This window comes from Pseudomonas gessardii (assembly GCF_001983165.1).
Classification (GTDB): Bacteria; Pseudomonadota; Gammaproteobacteria; order Pseudomonadales; family Pseudomonadaceae; genus Aquipseudomonas; species Aquipseudomonas gessardii.
Genome location: NZ_MNPU01000002.1, coordinates 200324 through 222931 on the forward strand (window position 1 = coordinate 200324; position 22608 = coordinate 222931).

Here is a 22608-nt window from a genome sequence, read left to right on the forward strand (position 1 = left end):
GTGTTCAGCTCGGCTTTTTCGTTCCCAAAAGCCGCACTTCCTTGAGCAACGCCGCGCCCAATTGCTCCGTACCCAGTTCTTTGTACCCCACAGCCTTGATATCACCGTTCTGTTCCGCCTGGATGATGATCACCGGCGTCTCCTTGCCGGTACCTGCTTCGACATGCAGGGCGTATTGGGGAATATCCATCTTGATCGGCGTACCTGCCGCCTTGCCTTTCACATTGATCAGAAACGCCGCACAGCCATTGTCGACATCGTCGTTGGTCGCAGACCGTCCACTGACGAAGCAGGTCTCGGGGAGGTCCGGCCAGGCAATGGTTTCTGCCAGGGCGAGGGTGGGGGTCAGGAGCAGGGCAGCGAGCAGAAGCGTGCGCACGTTGGGCGGTCTCTCAAGGGGCGGTGGAACACAGGTTTTATCAAAGCCGGTCCATTGCAGCAACGCCAGGGTTCAGCCCAGGCGGCGCATGCCGGTGGCTTTCGCGGCGTCGTTATCAAAGGTGGCCGTGTATTCGCACCCGGCAGCGTGGGCACAGCGCTCGATCAGGCAGTCGGCAAAGTCCGCCTTGGTCGTGGTGAATCGGCGCACGGCCTGCCAGATAAGTTCGGCCTGTTCGATGATCAGTTCACGGGTGCGCAGCAGGGTTTCCAGAACCGCCACCACTTGCGTCTTGGTGCATGGGTAGCAGCTCTGCAACACCCAGACCAACTCCACCACCGAGACCAGGCTGACGAAACCCGGCGCAGTAACGGTCAGGGATTCGATCAGGTGCGTGGCCTTGGCCGATTGAACCGGGTCGTCCTGAGTGACATAGCGCACCAGCACATTGGTATCCAGGCCAATCATCCCGCTTTGGCTCCTTGCACGGCGATTGCCTGGTTCATCTGTTCAATGCTGACGGCCGTGGCGGGCTTGCGGATCAGCCCCTTGAGGTCCTGGACGCTGTGGTTGGCGGCGATGATGGCGAACTTGCCATCGTCCATTTCGACAAATTCCACCCGGTCTCCGGTGTCCAGGCCCAATGCGGCCCGGACTTGAACGGGGATGGTGATTTGCCCTTTTGAGGTGAGTGTGGCGGTGGCCATAATGAAGATCTCCAGCGGGATATTCCTTACCTTAGGGTAAGGAATAATGGAGGACAAGATCCGTTGGTCCATAGGTCGCTCTTCTGCAGGTGTCGGTGGTCGGAATAGATAAAACCCTAGTCCGCTTTTATGCCTTCGACACCCCTCAGACAGCCCTAAAGCAATACAACCTATGACCTGGCCATTTGCCTTATTGCACCACGCGATAGCACGGCACATACGCCGCGCCACCGGGCAGTTTCATCCGGTGTTGCTCCACAAACGCCTTCAACAGCTCATCCAGCGGCTTCATGATGGTCGGGTCGCCGTGGATTTCGTATGGGCCGTTCTGTTCGATCAGGCGGATGCCCTTGTCCTTGACGTTACCCGCCACAATCCCCGAGAACGCCCGGCGCAGGTTGGCCGCCAGTTCATGGGGCGGCAGGCTGTGGCTTAGTTGCAGGCTGGCCATGTTGGCGTGGGTCGGGTCGAATGGGCGCTGGAAGCCTTCGTCGATCTTCAGCAGCCAGTTGAAGTGGAAGGCGTCGTTGCGCTCGCGGCGGAACTGTTTGACGGCCTTCAGGCCCGCAGTCATCTGCCGGGCAACTTCGGCAGGGTCGTCGATGATGATCTGGTAGTGGGCCTGGGCCGCCTCACCCAGGGTCGCGCCGACAAACGCATGCAGCTGTTGCAGGTACGGTGCCGCCTGTTTTGGCCCGGTGAGGATGACCGGGAAGGGCACATCACGGTTGTCCGGGTGCATCAGGATACCCAGCAGGTACAGGAACTCTTCGGCCGTACCGGCGCCGCCGGGGAAGATGATGATGCCGTGGCCGACACGCACAAAGGCTTCCAGGCGTTTTTCGATATCCGGCAGGATCACCAGTTCGTTGACAATCGGGTTCGGCGCCTCGGCGGCGATGATGCCAGGCTCGGTGAGGCCCAGGTAGCGCCCGCCGGTGATGCGTTGCTTGGCGTGGGAAATGGTCGCGCCCTTCATCGGGCCTTTCATCACGCCTGGGCCGCAACCGGTGCACACGTCGAGGCTGCGCAGGCCCAGTTCGTGCCCGACTTTCTTGGTGTATTTGTATTCTTCGGTATTGATCGAGTGTCCACCCCAGCACACCACGATCTTCGGCTCGACACCGGGGCGCAGCGTACGCGCGTTGCGCAGCAGGTGGAATACGTAGTCGGTGATGCCCTGGGAGGTGCTCAGGTCAATGCGTTGGCTGTCGAGCTCGTTTTCGGTGTAGACGATGTCGCGCAGGGCGCTGAACAGCATTTCCCGGGTGCTGGCGATCATTTCGCCATCCACGAACGCATCAGCCGGCGCGTTCAGCAGCTCCAGGCGTACGCCACGATCCTGTTGATGGATGCGCACCTCGAAGTCCTTGTAGGCGTCGAGGATGGTCTTGGCGTTATCGATATGGGCGCCGGTGTTGAGGATAGCCAGGGCGCACTGGCGAAACAGCGTATAGATGCTGCCGGAACCGGCTTCGCTCAGTTGCTGGACTTCACGTTGCGACAGCGTTTCGAGACTGCCCTTGGGGCTGACGGAGGCATTGATGACTTGGCGTTGAGGCATTCTTATTCCCTGAAAGCGCAGCCACCGGCGATGAACAGCCCGTGGCATGAGGATGACGAGCGCCGAATACGGTCGCACAGGACAGGCATTCTCCCCGCCCTACAGGCAGGACGCAAACGCCGCCCTGGCTCATCATGCCGCAGAATTTGCTGAATTCGCGCCCTTGTTGGAAAAATATAGCGCCTTTGGCCAGTGTGGATTGGATTTTGCGAACAGAAGAATTGCGACTATCGTGACGCTTCGGTTTTTCGGACGTCATAGACCAGTACGATTGACGCCGTAATGGCCACCATTGGCCATCGGCACCTTGGAAGAGGCAGAAATTTTATGATCATCAAACCGCGGGTTCGTGGCTTTATCTGTGTGACCGCCCACCCTGTTGGCTGCGAAGCAAACGTCAAAGAGCAGATCGACTACGTGACCGAACACGGTGCCATCGAAGGCGGCCCGAAGAAAGTCCTGGTGCTCGGTGCGTCCACCGGTTACGGCCTGGCTGCACGTATCAGTGCCGCTTTTGGTTGCGGCGCCGGCACCCTTGGCGTGTTTTTTGAAAAAGAAGGCGAAGAAGGCAAGCTCAGCTCTGCCGGCTGGTACAACAGCGCCGCCTTCCACAAGTTCGCCGCCCAAAAAGGCCTGTACGCCAAGAGCATCAATGGCGATGCGTTCTCTGACGAGATCAAGCGCCTGACCATCGAAACCATCAAGAAAGACCTGGGCAAGATCGACCTGGTGGTCTACAGCCTGGCTGCGCCACGCCGTACCGACCCCCAGGGCGTGGTGCACAACTCCACCCTCAAGCCGATCGGCAAGGCCGTGACCCTGCGTGGGATCAACACCGACAAGGGTGTGGTCGTGGATACCACCCTGGAACCGGCCACCCAGGAAGAAATCGACGGCACCGTCAAAGTGATGGGCGGCGAAGACTGGCAGCTGTGGATCGACGCCCTGCGTGATGCCGACGTGCTGGCCGAAGGCGCCAAGACCACCGCCTTCACCTACCTGGGCGAAAAACTGACCCAGGATATCTACTGGAACGGCTCCATCGGCGAGGCCAAGAAAGACCTCGACAAGAAAGTCCTGACCCTGCGCGACAACCTCGCGGCACTCAAGGGCGATGCCCGGGTCTCGGTGCTCAAGGCCGTGGTCACTCAGGCCAGCTCGGCAATCCCGATCATGCCGCTGTACCTGTCGCTGCTGTTCAAGGTGATGAAAGAGCAGGGCACCCACGAAGGTTGCATCGAGCAGGTCTACGGCCTGTTCAAGGACAGCCTGTACGGCAGCGAACCGAAGCTCGACGCCGATGGCCGCCTGCGCGCCGACCTGGCTGAGCTGGAGCCAAAAGTCCAGGACGCCGTGGCGGCATTGTGGAACCAGGTCACCGATGACAACGTCAACGAGATCAGCGACTTTGCCGGCTACAAGGCGGAGTTCCTGCGCCTGTTCGGTTTCGAGATTGCTGGCGTGGATTACGAGGCTGACGTCAATCCGACCGTGAAGGTCGAAGGCCTGGTCCAGGCTTAAGCGCTAACAAACGAAACGAAACCCTTGTGGGAGCTGTCGAGCCCCGGCGAGGCTGCGATAGTGGTGGTTCAGGCAACATAATGTTGCAGTGCCGTCGCTATCGCAGCCTCGCCGGGGCTCGACAGCTCCCACATTTGCTTCATGCTGGGTGTTCCAGTGACCACACTCGGCTAACGGAGGATCTTCATGACGATTCGTGCAGTAGTTTTTGATTTCGGCGGTGTCCTGTTTGATTGGAGCCCGCACCATCTGTACCGCCAACTGATTCCCGGTGACCAGGAACGCCAGTGGTTCCTCGACAACATCTGCACCCAGGCCTGGAACACCGAACAGGACGCTGGGCGCACCCTGGCTGAAGCCACCCACAGCCTGATCGCCGCACACCCGCAACATGAAGCCCTGATCCGGGCCTACTACGAGCGCTGGCATGAAATGCTGCGCGGCCCGCTCGCAGGCGGCGTGGCGATTCTTGAAGACTTGCATGAGGCCAACGTGCCGCTGTTCGGCCTGACCAACTGGTCCGCAGAAACCTTCCCCTATGCCCGTGCCAACTACCCCTTCCTCCAATACTTTCGCAATATCGTGGTGTCTGGCGAGGTGAAGCTGATCAAGCCCGACCCGGCGATCTACCGCGCCAGCCTCGACCAGGTGCGCGCCCAGCTGCCGGATATCCAGCCCGAAGAAGTGGTGTTTATCGACGATGTGGCCGAAAACGCCAAGGCCGCCACGGCCCTGGGCTGGCGTGGTATTCATCACGTCTCACCCGAGCAGACCCGCCGTGAACTCCAGGCCCTGGGGGTGAGTGTCTAGCGCGCCCATTGTTCGAGCGCGAAGTCGACGAAGGCCCGCAGCTTGGGCAGGCGATAGCGGTCCTGCGCATATAGCAGGTGCATCGGGCGCGAAGGTGACTGGTAGCCTGGCAGGAGCGCCACCAGGCGCCCCGCCAACAGATCGGTGCCGACCAGGGCGTCGGGCAGCATCACGATGCCCATGCCTTCGACGGCGGCACGGTGCAGGGCCTGGGAGCTGTTGATGGTCATGGGCCCGGACACGGCGACTTCGATTTCACCCTCGGCATCCTGCAGGCGCCAGAGTTTGTCGGCGTTGCGCCAGTCATCGGTCGAGGGGTAGGCGAATGCCAGGCAGTCGTGGTTCTGCAAATCCATGGGGTGCAGGGGTGTACCCCGGCGGGCCAGGTAATCCGGCGATGCGCACAGGGTCATGGTGTAGTCCTGCAAGGGCCGGGCGATCAAGCTCGAAGGTTGCAGCTCACCGAGGCGGAGCGCCACGTCGAAGCCGCTGTCGATCAGGTCCATCGCTTGATTGCTCAGCACCACGTACAGCTGGATCTGCGGGTAGCGCCGGGAGAATTCGCTGAGCGCCGGTGCCAGGCGCTCGGCGCCGAACGCGGGCGGGGCCGTGATGCGCAGTAGCCCTTGTGGCGCCTCGCGGTGGATCTGTTCAGCCAGTTGCTCGGAGTTGGCCACCAAGCCCAGTACTTCCAGGCAGCGCTGGTAATAGAGGCCGCCGAACTCGGTCAGGCTTTGCTTGCGGGTGGTGCGCTTGAGCAAGCTGACGCCGAGGCGCCGCTCCAGGGCCCGCAGGTGGTTGCCGACCATGGTGGTCGACAGGCCGCAGGCCTGGGCTGCTGCGGTCATGCTGCCGGTCTCCACCACCTTGACGTAGACGGTCATTGCCTGGAACAGGTCCATTATCAAGCCCTGATTAAAAGTCATTGCAGATCTGCGCAGTTTATCCAGCTTGAGTGGCTAACGATACTAGGGCCCTGACCCCGATGGAGCCCGATGCCATGACCGCCGCTTGCCTGATGACCACCTATCAACCCCTGGCCCTGAGCTTTACCCGTGGCCTTGGCACCCGCCTGTGGGACCAGCAGGGCCGTGAATACCTCGACGCCGTGGCCGGGGTTGCCGTGACCAATGTCGGTCACTCCCACCCACGGCTGGTGACGGCGATCAGCGAGCAGGCCGGGTTGCTGTTGCATACCTCCAACTTGTACGGCATCGACTGGCAGCAGCGCCTGGCCCAACGCTTGAGCCAGCTCTGCGGCCTGGACCAGGCGTTCTTCAACAACTCCGGCGCCGAAGCCAACGAAACCGCGTTGAAACTGGCGCGCCTGCATGGCTGGAAAAAAGGCATCGAGCAGCCGCTGGTGGTGGTCATGGAGAATGCCTTCCATGGCCGCACCCTGGGCACCCTGGCTGCCAGTGACGGGCCATCGGTGCGCCTGGGGTTCCAGCGTTTGCCGGGGGACTTCATCAAGGTCGGCTTTGGCGACCTGGCGGCACTGGACGCGGTGACCCGTGAGTTCGGGCCCCGGATCGTGGCCATATTGCTGGAACCGATCCAGGGCGAAAGTGGTGTGCAACTGGCGCCGCCGGGTTATCTGAAAGCCTTGCGTGCCCACTGCAGCCAACACGGTTGGTTATTGATGCTCGATGAGATCCAGACCGGCATCGGGCGGACCGGCACCTGGTTTGCCTTCCAGCAGGAGGGAATCGTCCCGGACGTCATGACCCTGGCCAAGGGCCTGGGCAACGGTATTCCGATTGGCGCCTGCCTGGCCCGCGCCTCGGTGGGCAAGCTGTTCACCCCCGGCAGCCACGGCAGCACCTTTGGCGGTAACCCGCTGGCGTGCCGTGTGGGCTGTACGGTGCTGGACATCATTGAAGAACAAGGCCTGCTGGAGAACGCCGCACGCCAGGGCGAGCGCCTGCTGGCGCGGCTGCGGGTGGAGTTGAGCGAGCACCCGCAGGTGCTGGCGATCCGCGGGCGTGGCCTGATGATTGGCATTGAGCTGGCCACGCCGCAGCGCGACCTGGCGGAACGGGCCGCACGGGAGCAGGGTTTGTTGCTCAATGTTACGCGGGGCAAGGTCATTCGCCTGCTGCCGCCCCTGACCCTGGACAGCAAGGAAGTGGAGATGATTGTGCGGGGCATCGTTCGGCTACTGTGACCCCGGCCCGTTCAGCCATTCCTGGTTCATCGTCTGGCTGTCCCCCAGGTAGTCCAGGAGCCAGGCCATGGCCGGCGACAGTTTGCTCTGCGCCCAGGCCATGCAGGATGGGCTGGCCGGGAAGGGGCGAGACAGTTGCAGTACCACCAACTCACCGCTGTCGATCAGCGGCTGTGCCAGGTGCGAAGGCACCATGCCGACACACAGGCCGTCCCGCAGGCAGTCAATGGCGGAGGTCCAGTTCGGTACGACCAGCCGCCGTTGGTTATTCAGGGTCCAGGTGTCGCGCTTGGGCAGGCTGCGCGAGGTGTCGGTCAGGCACAATGACGCGAACGGGCGCAGTTGCTCGTCACTGATCAAGCCCGCTACCTGCGCCAGGGGATGCCGGGCACTGACCACGCCCGACCAGTTCAACAGCCCCATGTCGCGAAACGTGAAATGGCTGGCCACCGGCACCGCGCTGGTGGCGCCGATCACGATATCGGTACGTTCGTCCGCCAGGGCATCCCACACCCCGTTGTACACCTCGTACTCCAGCAACAACTCCACGTCGGGGAAGTGGCGATAGAAGTCCAGCACCAGTTGCCGGCAGCGCTGCTGCTTGACGATGGAGTCCACCGCCACTTTCAACTGGCCGCTCCAGCCATTGGCTACCTGCTGGCACAGCCGGCGGGTGCCGAGCATGGTTTTCATCACGCCCCGGGCTTCATCGATAAACAGGCGCCCGGCAGGCGTCAGTTCCACATCGCGGTGGCGGCGGACAAACAACGGCACCGCCAACCATTCTTCGATTTGCCGGACGGTGTAGCTGATGGCCGAGGGCACGCGGTGCAGTTCCTGGGCGGCTGCACTGAAACTGCCGTGACGGGCCACGGCATCCACCACATCCAGGGAGTATTCGGACCACATGGGTGTTGCCTTCAAAAATATTGATAATAGTCTCCAATTATTATCGCTTCACAGGGTAACTGTCAGCTTCATAATAGGCGCCAGTCAGCAAATTGTTTGATGGCAGGACTTACAAGGCTTCAATGAAAAACTCTTTTGGTTTTACCTGGTACCTGGCGGGGCTGAGCATGCTCGGCTACCTGGCCATGGATATGTACCTGCCTGCGTTCGGCGCCATGGGCGAACACCTGCAGATTTCCCCCGGTGCGGTGGGGGCCAGTTTGAGCATCTTCCTCGCCGGGTTTGCCGTGGGGCAACTGCTCTGGGGCCCGCTGTCGGACCGCCTGGGGCGCAAGCCGATCCTGCTGGCGGGCCTGAGCCTGTTTGTGCTCGGCTGCCTGGGAATGTTCTGGGTCGAGACCGCGCCGCAACTGCTGGCGTTGCGTTTTGTACAGTCTATCGGGGTGTGCAGTGCCGCTGTCAGTTGGCAGGCGCTGGTGATTGACCGGTACCCGGCGGACAAGGCGCACCGGGTGTTTGCCAGCATCATGCCGCTGATGTCCCTGTCACCGGCGCTGGCGCCGCTGCTGGGCGCGGTGGTGCTGAATCACTGGGGCTGGCAGGCGATCTTCGCCGTATTGCTAGGTGTCTCGCTGTTGCTGCTATTACCGACCCTGTTTCTCAAACCCATGCCCAAGCGCCTGGCCGCCGACGGTGAAAAGGCCCGGCTGGGCTACGGGCAATTGTTCAAGTCGCGGGTGTTCACCGGCAATGTGCTGATCTTCGCTGCGTGCTCCGCCAGTTTCTTCGCCTGGCTCACGGCCTCGCCGTTTATTCTCGGTGGCATGGGCTACAGCCCCAATGATATTGGCCTGAGTTATGTGCTGCCGACCCTGGCGTTTCTGGTGGGGGGCTACAGTTGCCGCAGTGCGCTGCAACGGTTCCAGGGCAAACTCCTGTTGCCCTGGCTGCTGGTGGCGTACTGCATCAGCATGGTGGCGCTGTACCTGGTGGCGACCCTGACGGTGCCGACGCTGACCACCTTGCTGATTCCGTTCTGCCTGATGGCCCTGGTCAACGGCGCCAGCTACCCGATTGTGGTGGCGAATGCGCTGATGCCGTTTTCGGAAAACTCCGGCAAGGCCGCCGCCCTGCAAAACACCCTGCAACTGGGCTTGTGCTTTGTCGCCAGCCTGTTGGTGTCGTCGCTGCTGGAGCAGCCGTTGCTGGTCACGGTGATTGTGATGCTGGTGACCGCGCCGCTGGCAATGTTGGGCTATTGGCTGGCGCGGCCCAAGCCGGATGAGTCGGAATTGGCGGCCGCTTAAAACGTCACTTCCATATTCACGGTTGGCGTCGAGGTGCGGCTGCCACGGCCGCCATCCACACCGAACTTGTTATGCCAGTATTCGTAGCCCACCCCCAGGTACAGGTTGGGCTTGACGCTTTTGCCCGGCCGTACCGCAACCATCAGCGCAGTGCGCATCAGGGTTTCTGCGGCGGTGTCGCGGCTGTTGTAGTCATGGCCCTTGTCACCGACATGGTTGATAAAACCCTGGAACTTGGCGCCATGGTTGCCGAGCTCGAACGGGCGCATCCAGGTCAGGTTGAGCATGTAGGTGTCGTCGAAGGTGTGGTTCGGATCCTTCGCGCCGGGGATGCCGGAATGGTTGTTTTCCTTGTAGTACATCAGGCTCAGGTCCAGCACCCCGACCGTATTGAACTTGAGGGTCGGCCCGAGCACCAGGGCGCGCTTTTTTGCCGACGCCAGGTTGTTGTTGCGGTTGGCATCGAAGCCCAGGGTCAGCGCGTAATCCTTGATCAGCCCGGTGCCCAGCGGCCTGTCGAATACCCGTGAGGCATACAGCTGGTGCCGGTACACCGCATACACCTCGCTGCCGCCGTGATCGGTGCCCTTGCGCGGGTCGTGGCTGTCGGACAGGAAGACGTCGAGGTTGAGGAAGTTGCTGCCGTACCGGTAGCCGCTGGCGTGGGTGAAGCTGTAGATGCGCTTGCTGAAGTCGTCGGGGTTGTTCGGATTGGTGAACTGTTGCCCGTAGCGAAACCCTACGCTGTTGTTCATCCATTCCACCGCGACAGCCTCCCCGCCGCCGAGGAGTGTGAGTAAAACGGTTGCGCCGTGCAGTGCCTTTTTCATTGTTTTAGTTCCTTTGGCGTTTGGCTCATGGCAGCCATGCAGGGGCCGCCGGGCGCAGTATCGACACAACCGCCGCGCTGCTCAAAGAACAGAATATCGACTGGGCTGCTGCCGAATCGGCAGCACGGAAGTTGGCCTGAAGGTCAGGAAATACGTGGGGTACAGGGGGATTCTTCGCGCTCGCGCAAAGCGATTTCTTCGCTGATCAGGTGGGCCATCGACTCCACCGCCGTAGGCAAATCCCGACCCTTGCGCGCATACAGCCCCAGGTCGCTGAACATCCCGCCCTGGTCACTCAAGGGGATATGCAGCAACTCACCCCTGGCCAAGTCGGCCTCGATGCCGATGCGCGTCTGGAACGCCACCCCCAACTGCTGGCGCGCCAACTGCCGCGCCAGTTCCATGGAGTTGCTTTGCAGCAACGGCTTGTGCGCAGCCGGCGAGCGCTTGTGCAGTGGGGCGATCAGGTGATGGATCGACAGCTCGCTGTTGGCCTGGATCACCCCGTGTTCAGCGCACAGGGTGTAGCTGACGCTGGCATGGGAGGCCAGGGGATGCCCCGGTGCCACTAACGCACCCAGACGGAAATGCCCGACACACAATTGTGTGGTTTCCGCACTGCGCGGCAGGGCAAAGGCCAGCCCCAGGTCCGCCTGGCCGTTGATCACCGCGGCTGGAATCGATTGTGAACCCTGCACGGTCACCCCGATCGTCACCGCCGGATAGCGCTGGCGCATGCGCTTGAGCACGGCGGGCAGCAACTCCACCGTCGCGCCTTCCACCGTGGCAATTTCCACATGCCCGGTCTGTACCTGGTTTAGGCCTTCCAGTTCGCCGCGTACCCGTTCCACATCCTGTAGCACCAGGGTTACATGGCGGGTGAGGATTTCCCCGGCAGCGGTCAGGCGCAGCCCGCCGGGCAAGCGCTCGAACAGGGCCGCGCCGACTTCATCTTCGAGTTTGAGAATCTGCCGGTTCACCGCCGACGACGCCACGTTCAGCCGGCGCGCAGCTTCGCGGATCGAATGGCAGCGCCGGACCATATCGAAGTAGCAAATGGCCGCAGAGTGGATGCGCAGCGTGCGGTTGAGCATTTTTTTCAGATCCTTGTGGGCACGCCTTCAAGCCTCGGGGCTGGGCGGCTGAATGGATTTTTGTAACGTCGATGCCGGGTATCTTGTGCAAATGATTGTATACAACTCTATGGACATCCAATCTTTCTATTGCATACAGTGAGCGCACAACAAAAACAGAGCACCTCTCACCATGACTATCCCGAAGGCGTCACCGCAACGGCCAGAAGATGAGAATCTTGGCGTCGCTGCCAACATGGCTTACGGCCTGCAGCATGTACTGACCATGTACGGCGGCATCGTGGCCGTGCCGTTGATTGTCGGCCAGGCGGCCGGGTTATCCCCCGCGGATATTGGCCTGTTGATCGCCGCGTCGTTGTTTGCCGGTGGCCTGGCCACGCTGTTGCAAACCCTGGGCCTGCCGTTTTTTGGCTGTCAGTTGCCCTTGGTGCAGGGCGTGTCGTTTGCCGGTGTGGCGACCATGGTGGCGATTGTCGGCAGCGATGGCGCAGGCGGTGTGCCGGCGATCCTGGGCGCGGTGATGGCCGCGTCGCTGATCGGGTTGCTGATCACCCCGATCTTCTCGCGAATTACCAAGTTCTTCCCGCCCCTGGTGACCGGGATCGTGATTACCACCATCGGCCTGACGCTGATGCCGGTCGCGGCCCGTTGGGCCATGGGCGGTAACAGCCGCGCTGCCGATTTTGGCAGCATGCCCAACATCGGCCTGGCGGCCATCACCCTGGTGTTGGTGCTGTTGCTGAGCAAGGTGGGCAGCGCCACTATCTCGCGCCTGTCGATCCTGCTGGCCATGGTGTTTGGCACGCTGATCGCCGTGTTTTTGGGCATGGCGGACTTCTCCACCGTGACCCAGGGCCCGATGATCGGCTTCCCCGCGCCGTTCCACTTCGGCATGCCGACGTTCCATGTGGCGGCGATCCTGTCCATGTGCATCGTGGTCATGGTGACCCTGGTGGAAACCTCGGCGGATATCCTCGCGGTGGGCGAGATCATCGACACCAAGGTTGACTCCAAGCGTCTGGGCAATGGCCTGCGTGCCGACATGCTGTCGAGCATGTTCGCGCCGATCTTTGGCTCGTTCACCCAAAGCGCCTTCGCCCAGAACGTCGGCCTGGTGGCGGTGACCGGGGTCAAGAGTCGTTATGTGGTGGCCACGGGCGGCCTGTTCCTGGTGATCCTTGGCCTGTTGCCCTTTATGGGCCGGGTGATTGCCGCTGTACCGACCTCGGTGCTGGGCGGCGCCGGGATCGTGTTGTTCGGCACCGTGGCGGCCAGTGGCATCCGTACGCTGTCCAAGGTCGATTACCGCAACAACATGAACCTGATCATTGTCGCCACCTCCATTGGCTTCGGCATGATCCCCATCGCCGCGCCGAGCTTCTACGATCAGTTCCCTAGCTGGTTCGCCACCATCTTCCACTCGGGGATCAGCTCCTCGGCGATCATGGCGATCCTGCTGAACCTGGCGTTCAACCACTTCACCGCCGGCAACTCGGACCAGCAGTCGGTGTTCGTCGCCGGTACCGAGCGCAGCCTGTGCTTCCAGGATGTGGCGGCACTGCGGGACGGGGATTACTTCAGCAAGGGCAAATTGTTTGATGCCGAGGGCAAGGAGATTCCGCTGGTGGATGCAACACTGCCGAAAGCGGCGGTGGCGGGGCGGGCTGAAACCAGTGAGGTGTAGCCAAAACACCACAAAAAACTGAATGTAGGAGCGGGCTTGCCCGCTCCTACATTTGATTGGTGGTGTTTAGAAGACCGTTGGTGAGCACACCTCATCCAAAAACTTCACCACCGTGCCCATGCACGGCTGGCGCTCCTCCACATGGGGCATATGGCTGGAGTCTTCAAACAGCGCTGCGCGTACATCGGCGATTTCATCGAGGAATGCCTTGAATTCCAGCGGTGTGGCCTGGTCATGCCGCCCGGAAATTATCAGGGTTGGCACTTGGATCTGCGTCAGCCGGCCAATGCTGATCGGGCCGTGCAGGGCGTTGTAAACCGTAGGGTCGGCCGCCATCTGGGCGAAGGTACGTGCCACTTCTTCGGGCCACGGGTTGATCCGGCACAAGGGTTGGTCATCGAAGCCGGCCGCCAGGTTGGCGGCGATCAATGCGCGCAGGCCCTGGGGCTGGCGAATCGCGTGTTCACTGCCGAGCCTGCCGCCCCAGGCATGCCCGAGGAGCGCGTAATGCCCGCTGATGTGCAGATGGTCGAGCAGGTTGTCCAGCTCTGCGAGAAACAGCTCAACCGTCCAGAAATCGGCGGGCTGGTGGGGCAGGTGGGTGGACTGGCCATTGCCCAGTTGATCGTAGTGAATCACCGCATGCCCACTGGCAGCCACGTCCTTGAAGGCGTCCAGGTAGTCGTGGGTAGCGCCGGGGCCGCCATGGAGGATGACCAATGGGGTCTTGCCGCTGTCGAGGTTGCCGGTCACGCGATACCAGGTCTGGTAGTCGCGAAAGGTTGCGTAGCCCTGGTGGCTTTGTTCGATGAATTCCATTTCCGGCCCTGCCATCAAAAATTGGTCGGGTACACGATAGTTTGAACAAAACGTTTAAGTAACTGGCAAAACGGCTAGGTTTTCCTGACGAAGCGGCAATGCCCCAAGTGGCGCCGGCAATCCGGGGCCACTCGGGCCTGGCTTATTGTTTCTGCGGGTCAAACTGCTTGTCGCGGATAAACAGCGCCGGGATCACCCCGCAGATAAAGTACGCCGCGCCCATCACCATAAAGCCCACGCCAATCGAACCATGGGACGCCAGGAAGCCAATGGCCGCCGGCGCGACCGCCGCGCCAATACGCCCGATGTTGTAGGCACCGCCCACTGCCGAACCGCGGAATTTGGCCTCGAAACTCTCGGTCATGTAGGTCGCATTCACGCCGTAGGGAATGCCGTACAGAAAACCGAAGGCAATCAGCAGCCAGAGGATATTCTCCGGGCTCTGGTACAGCACGATCACCGGCAGGAACACCGCCGTGCCCAGGGCGCCGAAGGCAAACACCACGCGCCGGCCCAGGCGATCGGCCGCCAGGCCGGCGAGGATCTTGCCGAAAATCATCGCCGCGTAGGTGCCGACCATGTAGCTGGTCATCGACTTGAAGTTCATCCCCAGTTCGCCTTCCAGGTAGGACGGCATCCAGTTATTCACCCCGTAGTAGCCAAACTGCAGGAAGCCTGCAGTCAGTGCCCAGAACAGGAACATGCGGCTGGCCTTGGGGTCGCTGAAAATCAGCTTGAACATGCCATCGGGTTTTTTTGCCGAGACGCGCTGGATGCCTGCGGCCTTTTCCCGCGCACGCTCGGCCTGGGCGTTGAGCCAGGCCTGGGGTTCCGGCACCAGGCGCTGCATCAGCACGGCGAGGATCACCGGGATGATCGCCACATAGAACAGCCAGCGCCAGCCGTGGTCCGGCAGGATCCAGCCGGCCAGCAAGGTGGCGACGATATACCCCACCGACCAGCCGGCCTGCAGGGTGCCGAGCACGGTGGTGCGGTAGCGGGTCGGTACGTATTCGGCCATCAGGGTGTTGCAGGCAACATACAATGCGCCCAACCCGAGGGAGGCGAAGAAGCGGGTGGCTGCGAACTGCCAGTAGCTGTGGGTCAGGCCGAGGATCGCGGTACCCACCGAGAACAGCACGATGCTCCACACCACGGTCTTGACCCGGCCGAAGCGATCACAGGCCCAGCCCCCGTAAATCCCGCCGACCGCCATCCCGGCCAGGGTGAAACTGCCCAGGCTGCCGGCTTCGACACTGGTCAGGCCGAACTCGGCTTTCAGGCTGCTGAGGCTGTAGGACAGGAGCATCAAGTCGGCGCCGTCGATCAAAAGACCGAGGAAGCAGAAGATGAAGACAATGATCCACAGGTTGTTTTTTGCGGGCGACAACGCACCCGCCGATGTGGCGACTTCCATAGCGATACCTTGTTGTAGTTGTAGGGCATGGGTTATGGGTGTTGCAGATGTTGTATGAACAAAGCCGATCTACTTGTGGGAGCGGGCTTGCTCGCGATAGCGCAGTGTCAGTCAACTATTTATTAACTGACCCACCGCCTGCGCGAGCAAGCCCACACAAGCCCGGTTCCCACATAGGGTTGTGTGGGTTTTAGTGCCTGGCCTCGCGAATCATGTTGCGCGCAATCACCAACTGCTGGATCTGGGTCGTGCCCTCATACAGCCGGAACAGCCGCACATCGCGGTAAAACCGCTCGATCGCATACTCGCTCACATACCCCGCGCCACCATGAATCTGTACGCAACGGTCAGCCACGCGGCCGCACATCTCCGTGGCGAACATCTTCGCGCAGGAGGCTTCGGTGCTGATGTCCAGGCCCTCGTCACGCTTGCGCGCGGCGTCCAGCACCATGCAGCGGGCCGCATAGATCTCTGCCTTGCTGTCGGCAAGCATGGCCTGGATCAGTTGGAACTCGGCAATCGGCTGGCCGAATTGCTTGCGGTCGATGGCGTAGTGCAGGGCATCGTCGAGCATGCGCTCGGCGGCGCCGACGCTGACCGCAGCGATATGCAGGCGGCCCTTGTCGAGCACCTTCATCGCGGTCTTGAACCCCACGCCTTCGACGCCGCCGATCAGTTGCCCGGCGGGCACCCGCACATTGTCGAAAATCACATCGCTGGTATGGGCGCCTTTCTGGCCCATCTTGTGGTCGCGCTTGCCCAGGGACACCCCCGGGGTATTGCGCTCGACGATAAACGCGCTGATCCCGCCCGAGCCCTTGATCTCCGGGTTGGTACGGGCCATCACCGTGAAAATCCCGGCATGGGGCGCATTGGTGATAAAGCGCTTGGTGCCATTGATCAGGTAATGCTCGCCATCGCGCAGGGCGGTGGTCTTCAGCGAGGCAGCGTCGGAGCCGGCGTCCGGTTCGGTCAGGCAGAACGAGCTGAGCAACTCGCCGCTGGCCAGCTTGGGCAGGTAATGCTGTTTCTGTGCCTCGGTGCCGTCCAGCAGGATGCCGATGGAACCGATGCCATTGTTGGTGCCGAAGTAGGAGCGGAAGGCCGGCGAGGTGCGCCCCAGCTCGAAAGCAATGCTGACTTCTTCTTCCATGGTCACGCCCAGGCCGCCATAGGCTTCGGGCAGGGTCAGGCCGAACAGGCCCATGTCCTGGAATTGCCGGACGATGTCCGCAGGGATCTCATCGGTCTCGGCGACTTCGTTTTCCCGTGGGATCAGCACTTCGTTGACGAACTGGTGGATGGAGTCCAGTAGCAGATGCAGCGTTTGCGGGTCTCGGATCATGTACATTCCTCGGCGGCCCGTTCGGCGGGCCTGTTGTATTGGATCTGCCGGGGCCGTGCACCGATCTGTCTAGCGGGCGGCGGCCTCGATGTTGTTGACCATGTGCTTGAGACGCGGCCCTATGTCGTCTTCGAGTTTTTCCCGGGAAAGGTGAAAGCTCGGCCCGCCACAGTTGAACGTCAACAGCCCATGTTGTGTGTGCAGCATGGGCACGGCGATGGCGTTGACATCGCGGTGCCACTCACCGATCGACATGCAATAGCCGAAATCGGTGTAATCCCTGAACGCACGCTCCAGCCCTTTGCGAATCGTCGGCCAATCCTCCAGATGCCGCTGGCGGATATGCTCAAGCATGAATTCGCGCTCGTTCTCCGGCATCGCCGCCAGGCAGGCACGGCCTGCCGAACTCAAGTGCAGCGGCAGGCGCGTACCGACCTGGCGGCGCATGGTCATGTTCGCTTCGCCCTGGATCACGTCCAGGTACACCATGTCCAGGCGGTCCCGGGTGGCCATCGCGACGGCGGCCTGGGCGTACTTGGCCATGGTCTCCATCAGCGGGTGGGCCACGGCCCGCACCGACAGGTTGGAAAGCATTGCGTAACCAAATGCCATCACCCCCACATCCAACTGGTATCGGCCCGACTGCGGCATGTGCTTGAGGTAACCCAAGCGGGTCAGGGTGTGGGTCATGCGGGTAATCGTCGGCTTGGGCAGGCCGGTCTTGCGCGCCAGTTCCTGGTTACTCAACACGCTTTCGCTGGGGGTGAAGCAGCGCAGCAGTTCCAGGCCACGGGCCAGTGACGTGATGAACTGGCGGTCCTTGTCTTCCTCCTCTTCGGTGTTCATCGGATCTACCAGCAGGTGTTCAAAGGCAGTGCTGCCTGCTGGTGTCTCTGGTGTGTTCGGGTCCAGGCTTCGACGGCGCATGGTAGACATCCTTCTTTTGTAAAATCAACAAAACAAAACCATATTCCGCTGTGCGAAACAATTGAATTTTTTGGATTTTTACTGTGTCTTTATATTTATTCGTTTATAAACAATTGCTTATGTTTATTTCTGTTGGATCTATACGTTCTTGCGTTTACATTCTTAATGTAGATACTTATTATTTTTTGAAAATACGGAATATAATTTCGCACTGCAAAATAAGTAGCAGGGTTATCTATAGCCCACAGTCGGCGATACAGACCTTCAGGAATAAAAACAATGGGTGCATTAACAGGTTTGCGTGTACTGGATTTGAGCCGGGTCTTGGCCGGTCCCTGGTGTGGCCAGGTGTTGGCCGACCTGGGCGCGGAAGTGATCAAGATCGAGCGCCCGCACAGTGGCGACGACACCCGTGGCTGGGGGCCGCCGTGGATGAAGACCGGCACCGGCGAGGCGTCCGGGCAGGCGTCGTATTACCAGTCCACCAACCGTGGCAAGCTGTCGGTGGCCATCGACCTGGCCAGTGCCGAAGGCCAGGAACTGGTGCGGGCGCTGGCGGCCAGCTCCGACGTGTTGATCGAGAACTACAAGGCCGGCTCCCTGGCGCGCTACGGCCTGGACTACACGACCCTGGCCGCGCTCAACCCGCGCCTGGTGTATTGCTCCATCACCGGCTTTGGTCAGACCGGCCCGCGTGCCGAAGAGCCTGGCTATGACTTCATCATCCAGGGCATTGGCGGCCTGATGAGCATCACCGGCGAACGCGATGACTTACCGGGCGGCGGTCCACAAAAAGTCGGCGTGGCCTTTTCCGACCTGATGACCGGGCTGTATTCCACGGTGGCGATCCAGGCCGCGCTGCTCAGCCGCGAACGCACCGGCGTTGGCCAGCATATCGATATGGCCCTGCTGGATGTGCAAGTCGCGACCCTGGCCAACCAGAGCATGAACTACCTGGCCTCCGGCAACGTGCCCCAGCGCTTTGGCAATGCCCATGCCAATATCGTGCCGTACCAGGTGTTTCGCGCCGCCGACCGCGACTTCATCATCGCCTGCGGCAACGACAGCCAATTCATCGCCTTATGCCAGAGCATTGGCCTGCCGCACCTGCCGGATGACCCACGCTTTCGGCGCAATGCCGACCGCGTGGCCCATCGGGCCGAAATCGTCGAGTTGCTGTCGGCGCACTTCCTTGGCCGCACGGCAGATGAGTGGGTCAGTTGCATCCATGCCGCGAAAGTCCCGGTGGGCGCGATCAACAATATCGCGCAATCTTTGGAAGAGCCGCAGGTGATTGCCCGTGGACTGATGGTGAAGATCCCCCATCCGCAAAACCCCGACTTCGCCATGGTCGGTAGCCCGATCAAGATGTCTGGCACTCCGGTGGAGTACGTACGGCCGGCGCCGATGTTGGGGCAGCATACGGATGAAGTGTTGGTGGGGCGGTTGGGGTTGAGTGGTGAGCAGTTGGGGCAATTGAAGAGTCGTGGGGTGATTGAGCAGTTGCCGTGATGGACGCGCGTTGGCTGACTACTGAAGTATTTTGCCCAGCGCGCCCATATCCATGGCTTCATTGATGCCCAAGGGGGCGGAAAGGATGAAGGGCTCTTTGTAGAGTGATTCATAGTGCATCTCTACAAAGACGTCATTCCTTTGCAGGAACAGACTCATTTGCAGCAGGCACAAGGGGCCGAACTGTGTGCTTTTAGTCGGTTCCAGAATCACGATGTCATTACCCGGGCTGACGGCCGCGCCCTGGGTGGGCCAACCTTTGGCGAAGCATTCTGGATTCAACCGTGCCTTTTCCAGCACGGCGGGCCAGCGACTGTCCCCCAGCCCATCGAACTGTTCGTCGCCGACGCGAATGTTGAACGCGGTGATGATGCCCGGGCCAATCCCTTCATTGGACAGGTACAGGCCGCTTTTTCCGCCCGCCAGATACGGTGTGATCATCAGGTAGGGCCTGACGGACAGCCGGTTGTGCTCGCGCATCAGGTCCAGTTGCCAGAAGGAAATCGACGCGGCGGCGATGGAGATCACCATGGCTGCCAGGGAGAGGACAGTGCCGGAGGAGAGCTTGGGTTTTTCCGGTGTCAGCGGTGCAGTGGGGCGACGTGGCTTGAAAAAGGGATGGTCATGCAGTTTTTTCACGGGTCGACTCCCTGTCGATAAGGCTGCACGAGAAAGTCCGTGTCGAGTGCTGGAAAGGTAAAGCCATGAGTCAGGAGGAAATGACACTCCCGTAAATCTCGTAAAGGTTTTTGATGATAGGAAACCCGAAGCAGATAACCAACAGCCAGAATTGCCAGCGCAGCAGGGTCATGCCCGATTCCAGCTTTGAAATGGCCCCTTGAAACTGGCTCGCCTGACTTTCCATCAGCGCGCGGAATTCTACACCTTGTTCTCTGATTGCAACGCCTTGGTCTTTGATCAGGGCGCTCAGGTCGGTGCGTAATGCCGCGATCGAATCCTTGAGGTGGGATTCGGTGCGTTCTAAGTCGGCTTTTGACGCGAAATGTTTCACATCGTCCTCCCAAGCATTTACGGCGGCTTTGGCTGTTTTATTTGGCACGCTGATGGAGGTCAGTGCGTCATATAGGGCAAGCGATATTTTCATCGTGTCTCCAGCAGCAGGCAAGCGACGTAGAACCCCACCGGGCAGTAGGCTCCGTCACTGTGAGGGGGCACTCGATCGGCGAGAGCGCTATCGGTGGAATAGTCGGCTTAAGCGCATTGAGGTTCCAGTCGGACGGTTCCTGCATTTTTGTAGGTTGAGTAAGGCTGCTGAGAGTTGAATCGCCCCGGATTTTTCAGGGCTCCTGAAAAGTCGCAGGTAAAAACCCATTAAATATTTGACTTGTCCTTTTCAATCAGTAAGATACGCCGCATTCCGCGATAGCTCAGTTGGTAGAGCAAATGACTGTTAATCATTGGGTCCCTGGTTCGAGTCCAGGTCGTGGAGCCAGATAGAAAAAAGCCTGCAGCGATGCAGGCTTTTTTTTGCGCGCAATTTAGTGCCTGATGCTACCTGCCAAGCTGGATCGCTCACCGGCAACCCGCCAAGGAAAGCACATGGATATCAGTTGGATGGAGTTAGCCTTCGGCGCGATGGTGGTCATTGCCCAGGGCCTGTCGTTTTGGTTCATGTACTGGTTGTTCAAGAAGCTGCGCAAACCCAAGTCGGTCGCTCCCGCCTATGCCCCTGGCACGGGCCTTGATGGCAAGGCGATTGCGGTATTGGCCACCTTTATCGGGTTGCGCAGGCTGCCTTGGGTGGCCTTGGCCAGCAACAGCCTCAACCCGGTGTTCCGTCTTGAGGGGCAGCAGGTGATTTACCGGGTTTTACGTCAGAAGCAACGACCGTTGGGCGATGTGTCGCGAGTGGATATGCGCAGTGCTTATGGCACCTTCAACCTGGTGTTTGAATTTGCCGATTCGCCGTTCACATTGATCGTGAACCTGGGGAGTGCGTCGCGGATGGCTTATGTGCTGTCGTTGCTGCCACCTGGCATACCGCTGTCCGAACGGGCGCAAGCCGCGCGACTAGCGGGGAACGCCGCGCAATATCAGCCTTGGGTTTAGCGTGTGGCCCCGGCAAGGCGCCCGCTGAGGTGAGGATGGATTACTGAGGCGCGCTGGCGACGCTGCTCATCGAGTATTGCGCCTGGCCGCTGTGTTCATCGATCTCCTCATGGGTGACCACAAACCCTTGTGACAGGTAGAACTGGTAACTGGCGCTATTGTTTTTATAAACCGCCAGGGTCAGTACGGGCCGTTGCCTCCTGGCGTGGGCCAGCAGCTGTTTACCGAGGCCCTGGCCCTGGCAGTCGGGGGCAACAAACAGCGCGGCCATCTGCTGGTCGAGCAGCGAGTAAAACCCCACCACCCTCGATTGACGCTCGATAACAAAGGTCTGGGATGCAGGAATGTACAGGTTGCGCATGTTCTCGACCTGCGACTGCCAGAAGGCGGCGTCGATAAAGTCGTGGGCGATGAGCGAGGCATCCAGCCAGATCTGCAGGACGCAATCGAGGTCTGTGGGGTCAAGGGGTCTGATCATTTTTTTAAGTCTTGCGATGGGTTATTCAAAGCTCAGGCGCCAGGCAGCCCCCGGGCCTGATACTGCGTGGTTGCGCAACATCACGCCAAACAAAATGTTTAACGCGACGCTTTATTATAGAGGCGCTGGAAGAATGCAGGCTTTTTAATGGCTCCTGCAAACATCCCCCAACGAATCACGCTGCATCGACTGCAGGTTTTTCTCGATGGTTTCGCAGATGGCTTCGGTCTGGATCTGGTGTTCGCTGGAGCGGAACGGGCTTTGCAGGTCGGTGCCGATGCGTTCGATGGCCAGCAGCATAAACCCCACCACCGTCGAGGCCAGCGGGGTGAACCAGCCCAGGGACTCCACCAGCCCCACTGGTACAATCAGGCAGAACAGCGAAATAAACAGTCGTGGAAAATACACATACGGGTAGGGCAGTGGCGTATTGGCGATGCGTTCCATGCCGCCCTGGCTGTTGGACAGGTCGACCATGGTTGATTCCAGGCGCGCCAGGCGAATGCTGTCCAGGCGCCCGGCCTTGTACTCGCGGGCCAGCAGGGCGGCGGAGCCGGTGAGGATGTCGTTGGCAAAATTGTTGGTGGCGCCGTTGCGCGCAAACTCATCCCCAGGAATGAACGCCCGCACTTCCTCCGGGCACGGCTCACCCCGCAGGTGCGCCGCCAGGCAATTCACATAGGCCACGTGGCGGCGCAGCAGGGTGGATTTGATGGGGTTGATTTCGCTGTCGGGGTCATCGAGCAATGTCAGCACCTGCCGTGCAAAGCTGCGCGAATTATTGACCATCGCGCCCCATAGCGTGCGCGCTTCCCACCAGCGGTTGTAGGCACTGGTGTTACGAAAACTGATCAGCACCACCAGTGCCGAACCGAGCAGCGTCAGGGGCATCAGTGGCAGGTTGATCTTGGCGTTGAGGAACAGCATGAAGTCCACGGTGACCGCAATATCCCAGAGCAACAGCCAGAACAGCGCCCAGCCGACATAACCCATGGTCTTGATAATCAGGCGGTATTTTTTGACGATGGCAGCTTTCAAACACAAACCTCCGAGCGGGCGAAAAACATC

Annotated in this window: 23 protein-coding genes and 1 tRNA gene; 8 read left to right on the forward strand and 16 right to left on the reverse strand. The window is 60.6% G+C overall.

Annotated features, from left to right (window positions below; genetic code table 11):
• Positions 1–4 precede the first annotated feature (4 nt).
• From BLL38_RS03110 to ppnN, 4 genes are all read right to left on the reverse strand, one after another.
• Positions 5–379, reverse strand: coding sequence for a hypothetical protein (locus tag BLL38_RS03110; protein ID WP_076961300.1), 375 nt, complete (start codon positions 377–379; stop codon positions 5–7).
• 72 nt (positions 380–451) lie between these two features.
• A complete protein-coding gene (locus BLL38_RS03115) occupies positions 452–847 on the reverse strand; it encodes a type II toxin-antitoxin system VapC family toxin (RefSeq protein ID WP_076961301.1) in 396 nt (131 codons plus the stop codon).
• A complete protein-coding gene (locus BLL38_RS03120; RefSeq protein WP_167376348.1) occupies positions 844–1158 on the reverse strand; it encodes an AbrB/MazE/SpoVT family DNA-binding domain-containing protein in 315 nt (104 codons plus the stop codon). Before BLL38_RS03120 ends, BLL38_RS03115 begins: the two co-directional genes overlap by 4 nt.
• A gap of 118 nt (positions 1159–1276) precedes the next feature.
• A complete protein-coding gene (gene ppnN / locus BLL38_RS03125) occupies positions 1277–2650 on the reverse strand; it encodes a nucleotide 5'-monophosphate nucleosidase PpnN (protein WP_076961302.1) in 1374 nt (457 codons plus the stop codon).
• Between the two features lie 327 nt (positions 2651–2977).
• On the opposite strand from ppnN, the gene fabV reads away from it, so the two are divergent.
• Together fabV and BLL38_RS03135 are read left to right on the forward strand one after the other, a co-directional pair.
• Positions 2978–4171 carry an enoyl-ACP reductase FabV gene (fabV, locus tag BLL38_RS03130; protein WP_076961303.1) on the forward strand — a complete coding sequence of 398 codons (1194 nt, stop codon included), beginning with the start codon at positions 2978–2980 and terminating at the stop codon, positions 4169–4171.
• A gap of 186 nt (positions 4172–4357) precedes the next feature.
• A complete protein-coding gene (locus BLL38_RS03135) occupies positions 4358–4981 on the forward strand; it encodes an HAD family hydrolase (protein ID WP_076961304.1) in 624 nt (207 codons plus the stop codon).
• Here BLL38_RS03135 and BLL38_RS03140 read toward each other — a convergent pair.
• Positions 4978–5883 carry a LysR family transcriptional regulator gene (locus BLL38_RS03140; protein ID WP_076961305.1) on the reverse strand — a complete coding sequence of 302 codons (906 nt, stop codon included), beginning with the start codon at positions 5881–5883 and terminating at the stop codon, positions 4978–4980. The genes BLL38_RS03135 and BLL38_RS03140 overlap by 4 nt on opposite strands.
• Positions 5884–5981: 98 nt before the next feature.
• On the opposite strand from BLL38_RS03140, the gene BLL38_RS03145 reads away from it, so the two are divergent.
• Positions 5982–7148, forward strand: coding sequence for an aspartate aminotransferase family protein (locus tag BLL38_RS03145; protein WP_076961306.1), 1167 nt, complete (start codon positions 5982–5984; stop codon positions 7146–7148).
• On the opposite strand, the gene punR is transcribed toward BLL38_RS03145, so the two are convergent.
• On the reverse strand, positions 7140–8057 hold the full coding sequence (punR, locus tag BLL38_RS03150; RefSeq protein ID WP_076961307.1) for a DNA-binding transcriptional activator PunR: 918 nt from the start codon (positions 8055–8057) through the stop codon (positions 7140–7142). The genes BLL38_RS03145 and punR overlap by 9 nt on opposite strands.
• A 122-nt stretch (positions 8058–8179) precedes the next feature.
• Between punR and punC the strand changes: the two genes are divergently transcribed.
• On the forward strand, positions 8180–9364 hold the full coding sequence (gene punC / locus BLL38_RS03155) for a purine nucleoside transporter PunC (RefSeq protein WP_076961308.1): 1185 nt from the start codon (positions 8180–8182) through the stop codon (positions 9362–9364).
• On the opposite strand, the gene BLL38_RS03160 is transcribed toward punC, so the two are convergent.
• Together BLL38_RS03160 and BLL38_RS03165 are read right to left on the reverse strand one after the other, a co-directional pair.
• The gene (locus BLL38_RS03160) at positions 9361–10194 is read right to left on the reverse strand and encodes a nucleoside-binding protein (RefSeq protein ID WP_076961309.1); all 834 of its coding nucleotides are present in this window, start codon (positions 10192–10194) and stop codon (positions 9361–9363) included. The two genes, punC and BLL38_RS03160, sit on opposite strands and share 4 nt — an antisense overlap.
• A 143-nt stretch (positions 10195–10337) precedes the next feature.
• Positions 10338–11288: a LysR family transcriptional regulator gene (locus BLL38_RS03165; protein WP_076961310.1), complete on the reverse strand. Its 951-nt coding sequence runs from the start codon at positions 11286–11288 to the stop codon at positions 10338–10340.
• Between the two features lie 172 nt (positions 11289–11460).
• On the opposite strand from BLL38_RS03165, the gene BLL38_RS03170 reads away from it, so the two are divergent.
• The gene (locus tag BLL38_RS03170) at positions 11461–12972 is read left to right on the forward strand and encodes a nucleobase:cation symporter-2 family protein (protein WP_076961311.1); all 1512 of its coding nucleotides are present in this window, start codon (positions 11461–11463) and stop codon (positions 12970–12972) included.
• Between the two features lie 66 nt (positions 12973–13038).
• On the opposite strand, the gene BLL38_RS03175 is transcribed toward BLL38_RS03170, so the two are convergent.
• The 4 genes from BLL38_RS03175 to BLL38_RS03190 all read right to left on the reverse strand — a co-directional run bounded on the left by BLL38_RS03175 (position 13039) and on the right by BLL38_RS03190 (position 17480).
• Complete coding sequence (locus BLL38_RS03175) at positions 13039–13791, reverse strand: alpha/beta fold hydrolase (protein WP_076961312.1); 753 nt, start codon at positions 13789–13791, stop codon at positions 13039–13041.
• Positions 13792–13933: 142 nt separating this feature from the next.
• Positions 13934–15208 carry an MFS transporter gene (locus BLL38_RS03180; RefSeq protein WP_076961313.1) on the reverse strand — a complete coding sequence of 425 codons (1275 nt, stop codon included), beginning with the start codon at positions 15206–15208 and terminating at the stop codon, positions 13934–13936.
• 190 nt (positions 15209–15398) lie between these two features.
• Positions 15399–16553, reverse strand: coding sequence for an acyl-CoA dehydrogenase family protein (locus tag BLL38_RS03185; protein ID WP_076961314.1), 1155 nt, complete (start codon positions 16551–16553; stop codon positions 15399–15401).
• 69 nt (positions 16554–16622) lie between these two features.
• Positions 16623–17480: an IclR family transcriptional regulator gene (locus tag BLL38_RS03190; RefSeq protein ID WP_076961315.1), complete on the reverse strand. Its 858-nt coding sequence runs from the start codon at positions 17478–17480 to the stop codon at positions 16623–16625.
• A gap of 279 nt (positions 17481–17759) precedes the next feature.
• On the opposite strand from BLL38_RS03190, the gene BLL38_RS03195 reads away from it, so the two are divergent.
• A complete protein-coding gene (locus BLL38_RS03195; protein ID WP_076961316.1) occupies positions 17760–18992 on the forward strand; it encodes a CaiB/BaiF CoA transferase family protein in 1233 nt (410 codons plus the stop codon).
• Between the two features lie 18 nt (positions 18993–19010).
• Here BLL38_RS03195 and BLL38_RS03200 read toward each other — a convergent pair whose 3' ends face one another.
• Complete coding sequence (locus BLL38_RS03200; protein WP_076961317.1) at positions 19011–19631, reverse strand: hypothetical protein; 621 nt, start codon at positions 19629–19631, stop codon at positions 19011–19013.
• Positions 19632–19701: 70 nt separating this feature from the next.
• A complete protein-coding gene (locus tag BLL38_RS03205) occupies positions 19702–20097 on the reverse strand; it encodes a hypothetical protein (RefSeq protein ID WP_076961318.1) in 396 nt (131 codons plus the stop codon).
• 272 nt (positions 20098–20369) lie between these two features.
• On the opposite strand from BLL38_RS03205, the gene BLL38_RS03210 reads away from it, so the two are divergent.
• Positions 20370–20445: transfer RNA gene (locus BLL38_RS03210), tRNA-Asn, on the forward strand.
• Between the two features lie 107 nt (positions 20446–20552).
• Positions 20553–21062 carry a hypothetical protein gene (locus BLL38_RS03215; RefSeq protein ID WP_083743028.1) on the forward strand — a complete coding sequence of 170 codons (510 nt, stop codon included), beginning with the start codon at positions 20553–20555 and terminating at the stop codon, positions 21060–21062.
• 40 nt (positions 21063–21102) lie between these two features.
• Here BLL38_RS03215 and BLL38_RS03220 read toward each other — a convergent pair whose 3' ends face one another.
• Together BLL38_RS03220 and BLL38_RS03225 are read right to left on the reverse strand one after the other, a co-directional pair.
• A complete protein-coding gene (locus BLL38_RS03220; RefSeq protein WP_076961319.1) occupies positions 21103–21540 on the reverse strand; it encodes an N-acetyltransferase in 438 nt (145 codons plus the stop codon).
• Between the two features lie 144 nt (positions 21541–21684).
• On the reverse strand, positions 21685–22578 hold the full coding sequence (locus BLL38_RS03225; RefSeq protein ID WP_076961320.1) for a bestrophin family protein: 894 nt from the start codon (positions 22576–22578) through the stop codon (positions 21685–21687).
• Between the last annotated feature and the right edge of the window lie 30 nt (positions 22579–22608).